Genomic DNA, 14,973 nt, shown 5'->3' with positions numbered 1-14,973 from the left:
GCAAACTGACGGCAACCTGATGAAAACTGGATGCGAAGTATGGACCCACATATCATTGAAGTTCCGTTAGAAAAGTCATACCGCCTGATCAATCACGGCCCAACGGTGCTGGTGTCTGCCCATCACAATGGCGTAGACGACGTGATGACCGCCGCCTGGGCCTGTGCGCTGGATTTTACCCCCTCAAAACTGATGGTGGTGCTGGATAAAATCACCGCCACCCGCGCGCTTATCGAAGAGAGCGGCACCTTTGTTATCCAGGTGCCCTGCGCCGCCCAGATCAAAATGACCCATTTTCTGGGTACCCACAGCCTGAAAGAGATGCCCGACAAGCTCGAGCAGTCCGGCGTGGAGCTGTTCCGCGCGCCGGGGCACAGCGTGCCGCTTGTCGCAGGTTGCACTGCCTGGATGGTCTGTAAGCTCATTCCTGAACCCCACAACCACCAGGCGCACGATCTGTTTATCGGCGAGATTATTGGCGCATGGGCGGACAACCGCGTTTTCCAGAACGGCCACTGGTCGTTTGAAACTTCGGCCCCTGAATTGCGCAGCCTGCATTACATTGCCGGCGGTCAGTTCTACGCCATCGGCGAGTCGCTGGTGGTGCCGGACGTGGAGGCGTAATGAAAAAGATTGAATTACCCGCCGAGGATTACCGCAAGCTGAGCGACTTCATCACCGACTGGCTGGCCGACAAACACGACCTGCAAATTGGCCAGTTCGAATCCGAGTTTTTCCTCGATGAGCTGGTCAAAAGAATGGCGCCAGCCCTCTACAATAAAGGGCTGGACGATGCCCTGGCGGTGACGCAGGGCAACATGCTGACGCTGGAAGAGCTGATCGATTTAGAGAAGGTTATGGACTAAATTCCTCGTCGTTTAGCCAGGCATGAATCGCCTGGTTAAACTCTTCCACAGCGCTGGAACACTTCAGCCACAAATCCTCGATTTCGACCTCATCGGCGACGGCTTCACGGCAGGCGGCCTCCAGGTTACGGCAGGCGCTTTCCGCCCGTTCTGCCCCGCATATTTGTACTGCCCCGGAGATGCGGTGCACGCAGGAGGCGAGTTCAGGCCAATCCTGCAGGCTAAACAGATCTTCTGCCAGGCGTAAGTCCTCCTCATTGCTTTGCAGCGTCAGCCTGAGCAGTTCACCGAGCATGCTGCCGTCATGGCTGCTCATCGCCTTAAGTTTCTCGATGTTCACCAGCTTATCAAGGCCTGCGGGCTCCGCCAGGGCTGCCTGTTTGCTTTTCATCACGCTGGTTAAAATCGCTTCCAGCTGGGGCAGCTGTAACGGCTTAAACAGGCAATCGTCCATGCCCGCCATCTTGCAGCGGGTGCGCTCTTCTGGCCAGGCATTGGCCGTCAGCCCAAGGATAATCACCGGCTCGGATTGATGCTGGCGGATAAGCCGCGTCAGCGCCGGTCCGTCCATCCCCGGCATGCTGCAGTCGGTTATCACCACATCGAAGGCGTTATCGTGCCATAGCGCCCAGGCCTCTTCGCCGTCACGGGCTTCCGTAACTTTGTGGCCCAGGTGAACCAGCTGGCTACGCAGCAGCAGCCGGTTGGCCGGGTGGTCATCCACCGCCAGAATACTCAGGGGATAATGCTGTACCGCCTGCGGCTGGTTTTTCTGAACCACCTGTTCCGGCCGACGCTGGCTTTGTGCCACCGGTACGGTAAAGCTGACTTCGGTGCCGTGGCCCGGAAGGCTTTTCATCATAATGTTGCCCCCCATCATCTCTACAAGCTGGGCACAAATAGCCAGCCCAAGCCCTGAGCCGCTTTGCCCTCGGCCATTTTTTGCCTGCACCCACGGGGAGAAAATATCTTCCTGCTCCTCGGGACTAATCCCTTTGCCGGTATCCACGACGCTTATCCTCAGCAGCACGCTATCGGCAGGGGGGCTCTCCAGCGCGGTGATATCCACGTTGACACAGCCCCGCTCGGTGAACTTGATGGCGTTGCTCACCAGGTTTGAGAGTACCTGGCGAAAACGCAGCGGGTCGATATAGACCTGATAAGGCAGCGGCGGGGAAAGAATGCAGCGCAGGCGCAGGCTTTTTTGCCGGGCCAGACCTTCAAATACGCGGACTACGGGCGGCAGCAGATCGGTGGTTTTTACCCATTCAGGCGCAAGCTCAAGACGGCCGGACTCAATTCTCGCCATATCCAGGATGTCGCCGATAAGCCCCATCAGGGTACGGGCAGATTCCCAGGCGACGCGGATCGGATCTTCTTCTTCCGGCAAGCTTTCATTGGCTTTTACGGACAGCTCAAGCAGCCCAATGATGGCGCTTACCGGGGTACGAATTTCATGGCTCATCGTCGCCAGAAAAGTGCTTTTAGCCCGGTTAGCCTGTTCGGCGCGCTCTCGCTCCTCCGACAGCGCGTGGGTCAGGGTTTCATTGTATTCCAGCTGCGCCTGGAGCTTTTGTTGCGCCAGCAGGCGGGCTCTGACTTCCCTGTGCAGGTAATAGACCCAAATCAGCGAGGTGAGGATCAACACTCCGGCCACGCTGAATACCAGCCAAAACTGGGTTTTATACAGCTCCCAGGTATCCAGCCGAACGTCGGGCCGGGTTTGCCATTTATTGATGATGCTGTTGATATCCGCCGGGGAAATGTTCTCCAGCGACTTATTCAGGATGCTGAGCAGTTCAGGCTGATCGCGCGAGACGGCAAAGGCGATCCCGGCGGTCTGGCCGCCCACGTGGCCGCCAATCTTCAGGCGGTCGCGAAAATAGCGGTCAATCATATAGCTGGCGCCAAACAGGGAGTGAATGGCGATATCGGCTTTGCCGTCGTCGACCATCTGCATCGCAATGCTGGCGTTGGCGGTTTCAATAATGCGCACGTCGGGATTAAGCTGTCGCAGCTCCGGGATCAGGCTGTTTTTGCTGACGATGGCAACGCGCGTGCCGGCAGGGAGCGGGGAGGCGTAGTTTTTACCTTTGGCCTGAACCATAACAAAGGGTGAGGTGAAGTAAGCCCGGGAAAATAACAGGTTCTGATTCCGCTCCTCGCTATGGCTGACCGCGCCGATGAACATGGCTTTTTTGTCGTCAATTTGCTGCTCCATTGCGCTGACCGAATCCGCCGGGGCCGGTTCGAAATGCAGGCCGGTACGCAGCCGAATCAGCCGCAAAATATCGTCGGTGACGCCATAAAAATTGCCGTTGGCATCGATCATGGTGAAGGGCGCGTAAAAAGCGTTGACCGACACTTTCACCGAGGGGTGCCGCGCCAGCCATTTTTTTTCAGCCCCGGAGAACTCAACCTGCTTGCTGACGCGCCAGAGGTTAGCCCGCTCGCTCCACTGCTGGAGAATAACCTGATGCTGAATGCGGGGGATGGCGTCGAGCGCGCGATTAACCGCCCGCATCAGCGGTAAATCTTCGCTGCGCAGCACAAAATGGCTGCCGGTTTCCCGCTCAGGATAGACCCGCTGAAAGGCGAGAAAATGCGAGTAGTTACGCTCCAGCAGGTAAGACGTGGTCACCAGGTTGCCGATATAAAAGTCATTTTCTTCGAAGGCAACCGAGGCCATGGCCTGTTCGTCGGTAGCGAAATGGCGGAGGGTCACGCCGGGAAAATTCTGCTCTATCCAGCTGTCATCCACGTACCAGCGGGCGATGGCCAGCCGCATGCCTGGCTGGTAGCGAAAGGGAGCGCCGTTGCTGCTTTTTCGATGTACCAGCACCGGATGGTCGCTAATAAAATTGTTGGAGGGGACGAGCCTGGCGTGCTGCGGCAGCACTTTGCCAGAAGGATCGGCGACCATATCCACTTTATGCTGAGCCAGCGCGCTTAGCGCAGCGTCGCGGTCCGCAAACATCTGTACGTTGACGCGTAGCCCCAGATATTGCGCTATCAGGTGGATGTAGTCGGCGATCATCCCTTCGTAGCGGCTGTTGCCGGTGTAGAGATAAAGCGGGGGGATTTCGGGCTGCCAGACGGCAACATGCAGCTCGCGTTTATTGCCTAACCAGCGCCAGTCTTTGTCATCAAGGGTGAAGGCTTTAGGCTGATAGCTTTCACGGCTTAGAATATGCAGCCGTTCCGGCTTTGTAGCGCGGTCAGCATACGCCGGGGAAAAAATAATCAGGCCCAGAAGCAGAATCAACAGGTTGTACATCGGCTTAGTCCAGGCTGTGGCGGCGGGCAAAGTCAATCAACTCCATGGTGTTACTGACCTGCAGCTTGGTCATGAGGCGAGTTTTATAGGTGCTGACCGTCTTGTTGCTGATGTGCATTTTTTCGGAGATATCCATGACCTTGACGCCCCGGCTCAGATAGCGCAGCACCTGTAACTCGCGGTTTGACAGCCGCTTGACGGCCTCAACCTCACCGGCGGGTCTGGCGTTTTTGGTGCTGGTCTGGCGCCGTAGCGGAAAATAGCCATAACCACGCTCGACCGCGCGGACCGCATCCTGTAATTCATCCAGATTATTTCCTTTACCGACAAAGCCGTCCGCACCGCTGTTCATGCAGCGGCTTAAATAATGCTCGTCGTCGCGCCCGGTCAGCACTAATAAACGGCCAGAGAAATCATGAATTCTTAATTTCTCTATTAATTCCACACCGCTCAGTCCCGGGATGTCTAAATCCACCACGACAATTTCCGGGGTTAGTTTTTGAATTAATTTAAAAGCCTCGGAGCCGTCGCCGGATTCTGCCAGGACGTGATGACCATCTTTTTCAAGCAGCATGCGAATAGCCAGCCGCGCCATGGGATGGTCGTCTATTATCAACAGGGTCGCCATTATTTTCTCTCGGTTTTGTTTTCTCTATAAAGGCTGACATAAAACAGGCGTTTATATCAATACAAAAATAATGGATGTCGGGGTTGTTTGTTTTTCCCATTGATCGCTGGCACCTTGCCTGGTGCGGGTGGCGAGGGTTTGTGGTGATTTTGTAGTCCTGGGATGACAGAGATTGATGATTATGATGACAACGGTCTGACGCCATTCTGAATGTTTATTTCTTTAGCCGGGGTATAGTGAGTTCCACAAGGCGGGGATATACCGGAGCGTATATTCACCACAGGCTGCAAAGGATATGCGTTGGTTCATGTAAAGTGAAAATTAATTAATGGTTCGTGTGTGAATGCGACATTTATGAATGTTCACAATATGACTCGCCTTGCTAACTTAATACAGGAATGACCGATAACTCACTGCCTTTTCTTTATCGAAAAGTTTCGCATGCGTATCTTTCATAAACCCATACGGTTATGCAGGAAGGTTAATACGGTGTCCGGCGTTGAACTTCATTTATTCACAGGAATTACATTTTATGAAAAAACAATTACACGCTCTGGCATTACTTTCCGTTATCAGCGGGGCGGCAGTTTCAACGGCTAACGCGGCCGACGGCACCATTCAGTTTAACGGCGAAATTATCGATGCGGCCTGCACCGTCTCCCCTGCTAGCGCCAGCCAGACCGTTACGTTGGGGCAGGTGAGCGATAAAGCGTTCGCCGCACAGGGTGACACTGCGGGCGCAACGGCCTTCCAGATTGACCTGACCAGCTGCCCGGCAACCGTGACCAGCGCTACCGTGAAATTCGACGGTACCGCATACCAGGGCGATAACTCTGCGCTGGAACTGACCCAAGGGGCTGGCGTGGCAACCGGCGTAGGCATTCAGATCCGTAACGCGGACAACACCGTGCTGCCGCTGTTCACGCCTTCTCAGAGCATCACTCTGGCTCAGACTGGCACCAACACGCTGAAATTTAACGCGGCCTATGTGGCTAAAGCGGCAACTGTGACCGCCGGTCCGGCAAACGCCACCGCTACCTTCAGCGTGGTTTACAACTGATTGCCTGACGCAATTACTCCAGCCGGCCAGCGGGCCGGCTTTTATTCCCTCTCTCTGGAGTCTCTATTGTGAAGACAACACTCTCTTCTCTGCTGTTAGCAGGTTTACTCGCAGGAAGCGGTCTTGCTCACGCTGGCGTTGTCGTGGGCGGCACGCGAGTTATTTACGACGGTGAGAAAAAAGAAGCGGCAATCGGTCTCGACAACCCCGATGCCTCGCCATACCTGATTCAGTCGTGGGTGGAGAACGAAGCGGGCAACAGCGATAAACGCAGCTTTATCGTCACGCCGCCGCTGTTCCGCCTCGACGCCAAACAAAAGAACACCCTGCGTATTATGCAGACCGGGGCCGGTTTGCCGGCGGACCGCGAAACGCTGTTCTGGCTGAATATTAAATCGATTCCCGCGACCGACGCTTCGGTGGCTGAAAATACCTTGCAGCTGGCTATCAACACCCGCATCAAGCTGATTTATCGCCCGGCTGCGCTGAAGGGCGAAACGCCGGACAACGCCAGCAGCCAGCTTAAATGGGCACGTCAGGGCCAGGCTCTGTCGGTCACCAACCCGACGCCTTATTACATCAACTTCCAGTCGGTCAGCTTCGGTGGCCGCCCGCTTGATAAGGCCACCTACGTGGCACCACGCTCCTCGACCCGGATTGAACTGCCTGCTGACGTACGCGGCGGCCAGGTCGAATGGAAGGTCATCAGCGACTACGGCGCCGTTGGCGCAGCGCACAAAGCCGCCCTTTAAAGAATCGAATTCGCTGGAATAAAACTATGCCCTTTTTTGCTTGCTTCGGAAAAACGCGGCCAACCTGTCTGGCCACCACTATCGCACTGCTTCTGGCTTCGCTGTCCGTGGAGGCAAAGGATTACTTTAATCCTGCGCTGCTCCAGCACACGGGTGACGCCGGCACCGCGCCCGATCTCTCGGCGTTTGAAAACGGCGGTCAGCTTCCGGGCAGCTACCCGGTGGATATCTACCTCAACGGCGAGCAGGTGGACAGCAGGGCGGTGACGTTTTTCCAGACCGAGGATAAAGGGCTGCAGCCGTGCCTGACCGCGGCGGAGCTGGCACAGTATGGCGTGCGGGTGGATTTATATCCCGAGCTGCAAACGCCAGGCGAAAACTGTGCTTCGCTGGCTGCGATCCCCGAAGGGAATGCTGAATTTGTTTTTAGCGCCCAACGTCTCGATCTCTCTATTCCCCAGGCAGCGGTTAGCCCGCGCATTCGCGGCTATGTGCCTCCTTCTCAGTGGGATGAGGGCATCAATGCCGCGCTGCTGAACTACAGCTTTAACGGCATGAGCGATCTTGAAGGCCAGCACGGCGGGGCGGGCAGCAGCCAGTATCTGAACCTGCGGCCGGGCGTTAACTTCGGTCCGTGGCGGCTGCGCAACTACTCCACGTGGTCGCGGAGCAACGGCGAAGGGGATAAATGGAGCACCGTTTATAGCTATGCTCAGCGCAGTATTGCTTCGCTGAAAAGCCAGCTTACGCTCGGCGAAAGCCTTGCACCGTCTGACGTGTTCGACAGCGTGCCGTTCCGTGGCGCGCAGCTGGCCTCCGACGATGAAATGCTGCCGGAAAGCCAGCGCGGTTATGCTCCCGTGGTACGCGGCATTGCCCGCAGCAACAGCGCTCAGGTGATCGTTCGCCAGAATGGCTACGTGATTTACCAGACCACGGTCCCCGCAGGCCCGTTCGAAATTACCGACATGTTCCCGACCGGAGGCAGCGGCGACCTGTACGTGACGGTAAAAGAAGCCGACGGTAGCGAGCAGAGCATGGTGGTGCCATTTGCATCCCTGCCGGTATTACAGCGAGAAGGAAGGCTGCGCTTCAGCCTGACCGGCGGCGAATACCGTGCCTATGACAGCAGCGTCGAAAAGACCCCGTTCAGCCAGGGAACCGCCATTTACGGCGTTGGAAAAGGCATGACCGTTTACGGCGGCGCTCAGCTGGCGGAGCATTATCGCTCGTTCGCCGCGGGCGTCGGGCAGAATCTCGGTACCCTCGGGGCGATTTCTGCCGATCTGACCCAGTCCTGGGGCCAGCCGAAGGAACAGGCGGCCAGCCAGGGGCCGTCGTGGCGGGTGCGCTACAGCAAAAGCCTCGCCGAGACGGGCACGCACGTCGCCATCGCCGGCTATCGCTACTCAACCGAAGGCTTTACCTCGCTGTCGGATGTGCTGGAAACCTACCGTGATAATGCCTATGCCCTGAGAAACGACAGAAAGCGCAACCGTGCGGAGCTGACGCTGAGCCAGGATCTCGGCGGCGATCGCGGGTATTTATCCGTCGGGGCTATCAGCGAAGACTACTGGAACGGCGCCCGGAAAACCTCTTCGTGGAACGTGGGCTACAACAACAGCTGGAACGGCATCAGCTATAGCCTGAACTATGCCCTGAACCGCAACACGTCCCAGGCGGGGGCGACGACCGGGTACGGCAAAACCTACGAACGTGACCAGGTTGTGTCGTTGAATATCAGCCTGCCGCTGGGCCGTTGGCTGAGCAACAGCTACGCCAGCTACGGCGTCAGCAGCAGCAAGTCGCGCGGAACGGTGAATAGCGTTGGCCTGAACGGCACCGCGCTGGAAGGCAAAAACCTTAACTGGAACGTGACCCAGGGTTATGCCTCGCGTGAGCGTGAAAACTCCGGCTACACCAGCCTCAACTATCGCGGCACCTACGGCGAAGTGAACGGGGCTTACAGCTACGCCAGCGGGCAGCGCAACCTGAACTATGGCGTGCAGGGTTCGATTGTGGCCCACGCGGACGGCATCACCGCCGGGCAGCAGCTTGGCGAGACGTTCGGCCTGGTGAAAGTGCCGGGCGCTTCAGGTGTGGCGGTGAATAACCAGACCGGGGTTAAAACCGACTATCGCGGCTACGCGTTGGTGCCGAACTTAATGCCGTACCGCCATAACGACGTCACGCTGAGCACCGAAAGCCTGAAAGAAAACGTCGACCTCGAGCAAACCAGCCGCACCGTGGTGCCCACGCGCGGGGCCGTAGTGCGCGCCGATTACCGCGCCCAGGTCGGGCTGCGGGTGCTGATGACGCTGATTCGCCCGAACGGCAAAGCCGTACCGTTTGGCGCCACGGTTGCCAATGAAGCCGACCGCAGCGGCGGCAGCGGTATCGTCGGGGACGGCGGCCAGGTTTATCTCGCCGGTTTGCAGCCTAAAGGTACGCTGCTGGTGCAGTGGGGCAAAGGTGCGGATCGCCAGTGCCGGGTGAGTTACAGCCTGACCCATGATGAGACGACGGCGGCTATTTCCTCCCTTGACGCACAGTGTCGCTAAGCGCGGCTTCGGAAAAAGAGATGACGATGAACAGAGTTATGAAAAAAGTATTTCGCCCGCGCGTGATGGCCTGTGCACTGCTGCTGATGGCGTCAAAAGGCGCGCTGGCCACCTGCACGTTTATGGACGGCCGATTTGGGCCTAACGATTCGGTTGCGCTGGACTGGGGCACGATAGTCGTACAACGGGATACGCCGGTGGGAACCATAGTTGCCAGAACCAGCGATAGCACGCTCGGCGGTCGTAACAACTTTATGCAATGCAATGCCACCGGCTTTACCACGCAATGGGCCGTAGGGCCTGGGTTTGCACCTGTTATCTACGGCGGACAAACGCTTTATCAGTCAGGCGTACCTGGGTTGGCAATCCGCATTGTGACATCCGGAGCAGGTACGACCGGCGGGCGCTACGGCACCGGCCCGCTGCCGCGCCAGATTTCGAACGTATCTTGTTTGACTGGGGGAAACTGGTGGCGGCTGTGCGGCGGCACGTGGGGTAACCTTGTCCTCCACCTGATAAAGATTGCTCCGACAACCGGTTCGGGACCGATGACCACCGGCCTGATTGCTCAGGCGCTGGTGGTGGGTGATACCAACGTTATCGACTACACCATCGGCAACGCCGTGGTGCAGACGGTCGCCTGCTCGGTCACCAACAGCAATATCAGCGTCACGATGGGCAAAGCGAAAAACACCGACTTCGGCAGCCCCGGCAGCACCAGCGGCGACGCTGATTTTTCCATTGACCTGAACTGCGACGCCTCGACCAAAATTAACCTCACCCTCGCACCGGGCAGTTCGGGCGCGGCAGATGCGGCGAAGGGCATTCTTAATATCGACAACGCGGGGGCGGGGCAAACCGCCAGCGGCGTTGGCGTGCAGGTGATGTATAACAACGCGCCTCTGGCCTTGAACAGCAGAATTGCGGTGGCCACTACGACCGCTGACGGCAGCTACGCCATCCCGCTGAAGGCCCGTTATTATCAGACTCAGCCTTCGGTGACGCCGGGCAAGGCCAACGCCAACGCCACGTTTACCCTGACATACCAGTAGGCAAAGTCGCGAATATGACGACATTATTAAGCAAAGTTATCTGGGGCGGCATATTGCTGCTCGGGGCAGCTAAAAGCGCCCAGGCAAGCTGTACGTTTATGGACAGCCGCTTTAACGCCAACGATTCGGTGACGCTGGATCTCGGGCATATAGTCGTGCAGCGAGATGCCCCTGTGGGCACGGTGGTAGCCACGTTCAATGACTCCCGTTTGGGCAACCGTAACAGCTTTATTCAGTGCGATAGCTCGGGCTTTGTAACCCGCTGGGCTCAGGGTAGCGGAGGCTTTCTGCCGGTCAGCTATAACGGACAAACGCTGTATCAGTCGGGCGTGCCAGGCCTGGCGTTTCGGGTGGTCACCAGCGGCGCTGGATCAACCGCCGGTCGCTACGGCACCGGACCTTTGCCCCGGCAGATTGCTAACACCGCCTGTACCTGGTCTGCCGACTGGTGGCGGCTGTGCGGCGGCACCTGGGGTAACTACCGGTTACAGCTGGTGAAAATTGCCCCGGTGACCGGCTCAGGCCCGATAACAATGGGTTCCATTACTCAGGCTCAGGTGGTGGGTGAAACCAACGTTATGGACTACACCATCGGCAGCGGCAGCGTGCAAACCGTCGCCTGCTCCGTCCTCAATAGCGCAATAACGGTGCGGATGGGTAAGGCGAAAAACACCGATTTCTCCGGCCCAGGCAGCACCAGCGGCGATGCTGATTTCGCCATTAAGCTGAACTGTGACGCCGAAACGAAGATCAGGCTGACGCTGGCGCCTGGCAGCGGCGGGGCTTTGGATAGCAGCAGGGGCATTCTTAATCTGGACGCTGCCCAGGCAGGGCAGACGGCGACCGGCGTGGGGATTCAGGTGCTGTATAACAACGCGCCGCTTGAGCTGGGCAACATGATGAGTATCGCTACCACTAGCTCGGACGGTGCTTATTCGCTTCCGCTGGCGGCACGTTATTACCAGACTCAGGCTAACGTCACGCCCGGCAGGGCCGATGCTAATGCTACCTTCACGATGACTTATCAGTGAGCCTGACTCAGGCGAGGTTGTTGCGCCTGGCGAATTCGATCATTTCCAGCGTTTTGCTGAACCCGAGCTTGGCCATGATGCGGCGTTTATAGGTGCTGATGGATTTATTGCTAACGTGCAGCTGCGCGGCGATATCAATCAGCATCTCGCCGCGAGAGATAAGCCCCAGCACCTCAAGTTCGCGGTTAGACAGCGTGCCGAGCAGTTCGCTTTCAGACTGTACGCCGGCTGAGACATTCACCGCCTGCGGTCTCTGGGGGAAGAACTCATAGCCGCTAAGAATGGCCTTGAAGGCGTCCACCAACTGATCGAGATGGTTATTCTTGCTGATAAACCCGTTGGCACCCGCCCGGCGGGCGCGGTCCACAAAGTGGCTGTCGTTATAGCCGGTGAGCACCAATATGCCGCCGCTAAAGCCGTACTGACGAAGCCGCTTAATCACTTCCAGGCCGTTAGGCGGTGGAATTTCAATGTCGATAACCACCAGCGTCACCTCCGCGTTGTCACGCAGGACGTTAATCGCGTCACGCCCGTTGTCGCTGATCCCCGCCACTTCGTAGCCGTTATTTTCCGCGACTACTCTGACCGCAAGCTGTGAAACAGGGTGATCGTCGACGATATAAATCTTACTCATAAAAGGGCGGCCCGAAGGTTAGGTTTCAACTGGTTAAGGCAGTATAGCAAGGTGGCTCAGCGCATTCTCCAGCTCTTTCACATGCCGTTCGCCGTCAGCCGCTAAAGTGTGAACGGCCTCGCTGTCCTGCGCCTCTGCCGCCGCTTCAATTTGCCCGCAAATAGCAGACAGCTTGGGAGCATCGGCCAGCCTTGCGCTGCCGGCAAGGCGATGAGCGCTGCTTTTGATAAGCCCGAAATCTCCGCTGGCGATGCCGCTTTTTAGCGCGGCCATATCCAGCTGGTTTTGCTCAATCACGGTCTTAACTAATGCACGGAAGGCCTCCGGCTGAGACTCGGCCAGCCTGCTGAGCGAAAGCAGCGGGCGTGATGAAGGTTCAGCTGTGTGCTCTGAGTGTTTATCGATACGGGCAAGTAACTTTTCCAGCTCCACAGGCTTGAACAGGCAGTCGGTCATCCCGGCCTGTATTCCCCGGTCGCGCACCTGCTGCTCCGCCATGGCGGTCAGGCCAAACATCGGCTGAGGTTCTCTTGCCATCAACTTTTCTTTCTCACGCAGCTGCCTTACCAGCTCAAAGCCGCTTAAGTCCGGCATATTGCAGTCGGTAATGACGACGTCAAACGGTGGATTTTCTTTTTCCCACAGCCGCAGCGCCTGGACGCCGTTTTCTGCCGCCACGCTGCGATGGCCGGCAAATTCCAGTTGCTGCACCAGCAGCAGCCGGTTTGCAGGGTGGTCGTCCACCACTAAAATTTTGCGCGAGCGGCGCGGGCTGACCTCCGTAGAGGCGTTGGCCTGTTCAGGCGGTGCCACAGGTGCAGAGAACCGGAAGATAAAAATGGTGCCTTCGCCAGGCGAACTTTCAACCTCAAGGCTGCCGTGCAACAGCGCCGCTAGCTGGCGGCAAATACTAAGCCCCAGCCCGCTGCCGTGGTGCTCTCTTTGCGCGGCATCCAGCTGCACAAACGGTTCGAATATCGCGTTTTGCTGCTCCTCGCTCATCCCCACGCCGGTATCACAGACCTCCAGTACGTAATCGCCTGTTTCAGCAGCCTGCTTTTTGGCCTGGTAGATAATGATTTCAACTTCGCCCTGGGCAGTAAATTTGATGGCGTTGCTCACCAGGTTAGAGACTATCTGTTTGAGCATCACCGGGTCGAACAGGATCCGGTCGTCCTGCACCTCAACGCTGGCACTTAGCGCAAGGTGCTTTTCCTCCGCGCTGTAGCGGAACAGGGTGCTGACGCTGTTGATCATCTCGCTCAGAGAAAGCGGCACGCTACGCACGGTAAAGGTGCCGGATTCGATTTTTGCCATATCAAGAATATCCCCAACCAGCATCAATAATGACTTCGAGGATTCGTAGGCGACGGCAATGTTATTTCGCCGCTGTTCGGGGGTACTGCGCCCGGCGTTTTCCAGCTCCAGCAGGCCAATCAGGGCATTCATCGGGGTGCGTATTTCGTGGCTCATTTGCGCCAGAAACTGGCTTTTCGACTCGCTGGCTTTTTGCAGCCGCGCCTGCGAAGCCCGAAGTTCATTTTGCAGCGCCTGCTGGGTTGCCAGCGTGCGCCTCAGCAGGCGGTTGCGCCAGAAATAGAACACCAGCAGCATCGCTGCCAGGCTGAGGATAACAATAGCTATCATGATACCGGTACGGTAATGCCCCCAAACTTCGAAGCGCTCCAGGGCGTAGCGCATCTGCCAGCCGTTGAGCTGCTCCTCCATTTCGTGCGGCGGGAGCCGCTCCAGGGCTTTATCGATTATCGACAGCAGCGGGCGATTTTGCTCGCCGGAAGCCATCGCCAGCCGTAGCGGGGGAACGGGCACCGTCATGGCGATGCGGAAACGATCCTCAAGATAGCTTTTTAGCACGAAGCTGGCGGCGGTTTGCGGCACGATGGCGCCGTCCAGATTGTGAACAAACAGCGCCAGCGCGGTTTCCAGCGAAAAGTCCTGCTCAACAAACTCGACCTGCGGGAATTGCCTGCGCAGCTCCGGCAGGTAATAGCTGCCGGTAAAGACCGCAACCTTTTTGCCCTTCATGTCGGCAAGGGTGGTGACGACGGGAAACTTCTTGCGCGTGACCAGCACCCAGTCGGTCACCTGTATTGGGCGGGTATAGATCAGCCCGGCGTCTGGCCCCGTGGCGGAAGCATCCGCTGCGGCAATGAGCGAGTCGGGGGCTTTTTTGAGCTGCTCGCGCATCTCGACCAGGTTATTGAAGGGATGCCAGGTAAACCGCAGCCCGGTTTGCCGGCCAATGCTGTTCAGCAGCGCCACGGCATAGCCACTTTGCTCGCCTTCCTGGTTAATAAAGGTCAGCGGGATATGGGTGTTAACCACCAGCACCGGTACAAGGGGATGAGCCGCAACCCAGTCACGCTCTTGCGGGGTTAACGCCAGAGGATCGGCCAGCGATAACGGCGCAGAGAAGGCCGGCTGAGCCTGCAGCAAGACGGTGAGGCAGATAAGACAAATGCTCATCAGGCGGAGGGCAGTAGTCAGCCGCATCGTGGTGTTACCTTCGGTGGTGTCGGGCTTGTGTTAGTCAATATAGCGGTTCATACGCGGCTCACGGGCGCTTATTACATTCGCGACGTGGGCGGCAACGATCTCAGGGGCGTCCATAGAAAATATCTGTACATCACCCAGGCAGAGATACTGACTAAAACGCTGGCCGAACTTAGCGATTTCGCTTTCTCTTTTCAGACCAAAACCCCGCCTTAACTGGCGTTCAACAATGCAGCTGAGCGCCTCACGGTAGTCACGAGAGGGCAAGAGCAGCACCGACGTGCCTGCACGCTGTACTCGATCTCTGTTTTGCTCCACGATGTCAGGCCGAATATCCGTTGCAAGAAAGCCGGAAGAGAGAATGAAAACGGTACTGACGTCGGTTTTTGCCAGTAATGTTTCGAGTAATTTCGCATTTTCCTCGAGGTAGCGCTCATAGCCAAAAAGGCCAATAAATTCGCGAATATTCATGAGGTGGGTACAAAACTCATCGTCGAGATCGGTGCACTCATAGCCTAGCCTGGCGGCCAGTAAGGTCCCCACAGTGCTTTTACCCGCGCCACCGGGGCCAATAAGAAAAACAAAATCTGCCATCTGC

12 protein-coding genes are annotated in these 14,973 nt (G+C 57.3%); 7 read left to right on the top strand and 5 right to left on the bottom strand.

The window, feature by feature from the left end:
* Nucleotides 1-39: 39 nt before the first annotated feature.
* Together JT31_RS02640 and JT31_RS02635 are read left to right on the top strand one after the other, a co-directional pair.
* Entirely contained in the window at nt 40-624 is a 585-nt protein-coding gene (locus JT31_RS02640; RefSeq protein ID WP_038473038.1) for a flavin reductase family protein, read from the top strand.
* Nucleotides 624-866 carry a DUF2164 domain-containing protein gene (locus tag JT31_RS02635; protein WP_038473037.1) on the top strand — a complete coding sequence of 81 codons (243 nt, stop codon included), beginning with the start codon at nt 624-626 and terminating at the stop codon, nt 864-866. The genes JT31_RS02640 and JT31_RS02635 overlap by 1 nt, the downstream gene beginning before the upstream one ends.
* Here JT31_RS02635 and JT31_RS02630 read toward each other — a convergent pair.
* Both JT31_RS02630 and JT31_RS02625 read right to left on the bottom strand, forming a co-directional pair.
* Complete coding sequence (locus JT31_RS02630) at nt 856-4,179, bottom strand: ATP-binding protein (RefSeq protein ID WP_235212917.1); 3,324 nt, start codon at nt 4,177-4,179, stop codon at nt 856-858. The two genes, JT31_RS02635 and JT31_RS02630, sit on opposite strands and share 11 nt — an antisense overlap.
* A complete protein-coding gene (locus tag JT31_RS02625) occupies nt 4,148-4,717 on the bottom strand; it encodes a LuxR C-terminal-related transcriptional regulator (RefSeq protein ID WP_235212916.1) in 570 nt (189 codons plus the stop codon). Before JT31_RS02625 ends, JT31_RS02630 begins: the two co-directional genes overlap by 32 nt.
* 586 nt (nt 4,718-5,303) lie before the next feature.
* Here JT31_RS02625 and JT31_RS02620 point away from each other — a divergent pair.
* The 5 genes from JT31_RS02620 to JT31_RS02600 all read left to right on the top strand — a co-directional run bounded on the left by JT31_RS02620 (nt 5,304) and on the right by JT31_RS02600 (nt 11,227).
* Nucleotides 5,304-5,831: a fimbrial protein gene (locus tag JT31_RS02620; protein WP_038473033.1), complete on the top strand. Its 528-nt coding sequence runs from the start codon at nt 5,304-5,306 to the stop codon at nt 5,829-5,831.
* A 68-nt stretch (nt 5,832-5,899) separates the two neighbouring features.
* Nucleotides 5,900-6,583, top strand: a complete 684-nt coding sequence (locus JT31_RS02615; protein ID WP_038473031.1) for a molecular chaperone — start codon at nt 5,900-5,902, stop codon at nt 6,581-6,583.
* Nucleotides 6,584-6,609: 26 nt separating this feature from the next.
* The gene (locus JT31_RS02610) at nt 6,610-9,144 is read left to right on the top strand and encodes a fimbria/pilus outer membrane usher protein (protein ID WP_038473029.1); all 2,535 of its coding nucleotides are present in this window, start codon (nt 6,610-6,612) and stop codon (nt 9,142-9,144) included.
* Between the two features lie 38 nt (nt 9,145-9,182).
* Complete coding sequence (locus tag JT31_RS22745) at nt 9,183-10,196, top strand: fimbrial protein (protein ID WP_052048955.1); 1,014 nt, start codon at nt 9,183-9,185, stop codon at nt 10,194-10,196.
* 14 nt (nt 10,197-10,210) lie between these two features.
* Entirely contained in the window at nt 10,211-11,227 is a 1,017-nt protein-coding gene (locus JT31_RS02600) for a fimbrial protein (RefSeq protein WP_081948160.1), read from the top strand.
* A gap of 7 nt (nt 11,228-11,234) precedes the next feature.
* Here JT31_RS02600 and JT31_RS02595 read toward each other — a convergent pair whose 3' ends face one another.
* The 3 genes from JT31_RS02595 to JT31_RS02585 are packed head-to-tail and all read right to left on the bottom strand — an operon-like array spanning nt 11,235 to nt 14,969.
* On the bottom strand, nt 11,235-11,861 hold the full coding sequence (locus tag JT31_RS02595) for a response regulator transcription factor (protein WP_038473026.1): 627 nt from the start codon (nt 11,859-11,861) through the stop codon (nt 11,235-11,237).
* 33 nt (nt 11,862-11,894) lie between these two features.
* Complete coding sequence (locus JT31_RS02590) at nt 11,895-14,375, bottom strand: ATP-binding protein (protein ID WP_052048954.1); 2,481 nt, start codon at nt 14,373-14,375, stop codon at nt 11,895-11,897.
* A gap of 33 nt (nt 14,376-14,408) precedes the next feature.
* Complete coding sequence (locus JT31_RS02585) at nt 14,409-14,969, bottom strand: shikimate kinase (RefSeq protein WP_052049061.1); 561 nt, start codon at nt 14,967-14,969, stop codon at nt 14,409-14,411.
* Nucleotides 14,970-14,973: the final 4 nt, after the last annotated feature.

This window comes from Cedecea neteri, from assembly GCF_000757825.1.
GTDB classification, from domain to species: domain Bacteria; phylum Pseudomonadota; class Gammaproteobacteria; order Enterobacterales; family Enterobacteriaceae; genus Cedecea; species Cedecea selenatireducens.
The sequence above is the reverse complement of the archived record's forward strand: the minus strand, read 5'-3'. Positions and strand labels throughout refer to the sequence as shown.

Bases quoted from the DNA above. Each gene is read 5' to 3' on its own strand.
- JT31_RS02640 (WP_038473038.1), top strand. From the start codon at position 40: ATGGACCCACATATCATTGAAGTTCCGTTAGAAAAGTCATACCGCCTG.
- JT31_RS02635 (WP_038473037.1), top strand. From the start codon at position 624: ATGAAAAAGATTGAATTACCCGCCGAGGATTACCGCAAGCTGAGCGAC.
- JT31_RS02625 (WP_235212916.1), bottom strand. From the start codon at position 4,717: ATGCTGCTTGAAAAAGATGGTCATCACGTCCTGGCAGAATCCGGCGAC.
- JT31_RS02620 (WP_038473033.1), top strand. From the start codon at position 5,304: ATGAAAAAACAATTACACGCTCTGGCATTACTTTCCGTTATCAGCGGG.
- JT31_RS02610 (WP_038473029.1), top strand. From the start codon at position 6,610: ATGCCCTTTTTTGCTTGCTTCGGAAAAACGCGGCCAACCTGTCTGGCC.
- JT31_RS22745 (WP_052048955.1), top strand. From the start codon at position 9,183: ATGAAAAAAGTATTTCGCCCGCGCGTGATGGCCTGTGCACTGCTGCTG.
- JT31_RS02600 (WP_081948160.1), top strand. From the start codon at position 10,211: ATGACGACATTATTAAGCAAAGTTATCTGGGGCGGCATATTGCTGCTC.
- JT31_RS02595 (WP_038473026.1), bottom strand. From the start codon at position 11,861: ATGAGTAAGATTTATATCGTCGACGATCACCCTGTTTCACAGCTTGCG.
- JT31_RS02590 (WP_052048954.1), bottom strand. From the start codon at position 14,375: ATGCGGCTGACTACTGCCCTCCGCCTGATGAGCATTTGTCTTATCTGC.
- JT31_RS02585 (WP_052049061.1), bottom strand. From the start codon at position 14,969: ATGGCAGATTTTGTTTTTCTTATTGGCCCCGGTGGCGCGGGTAAAAGC.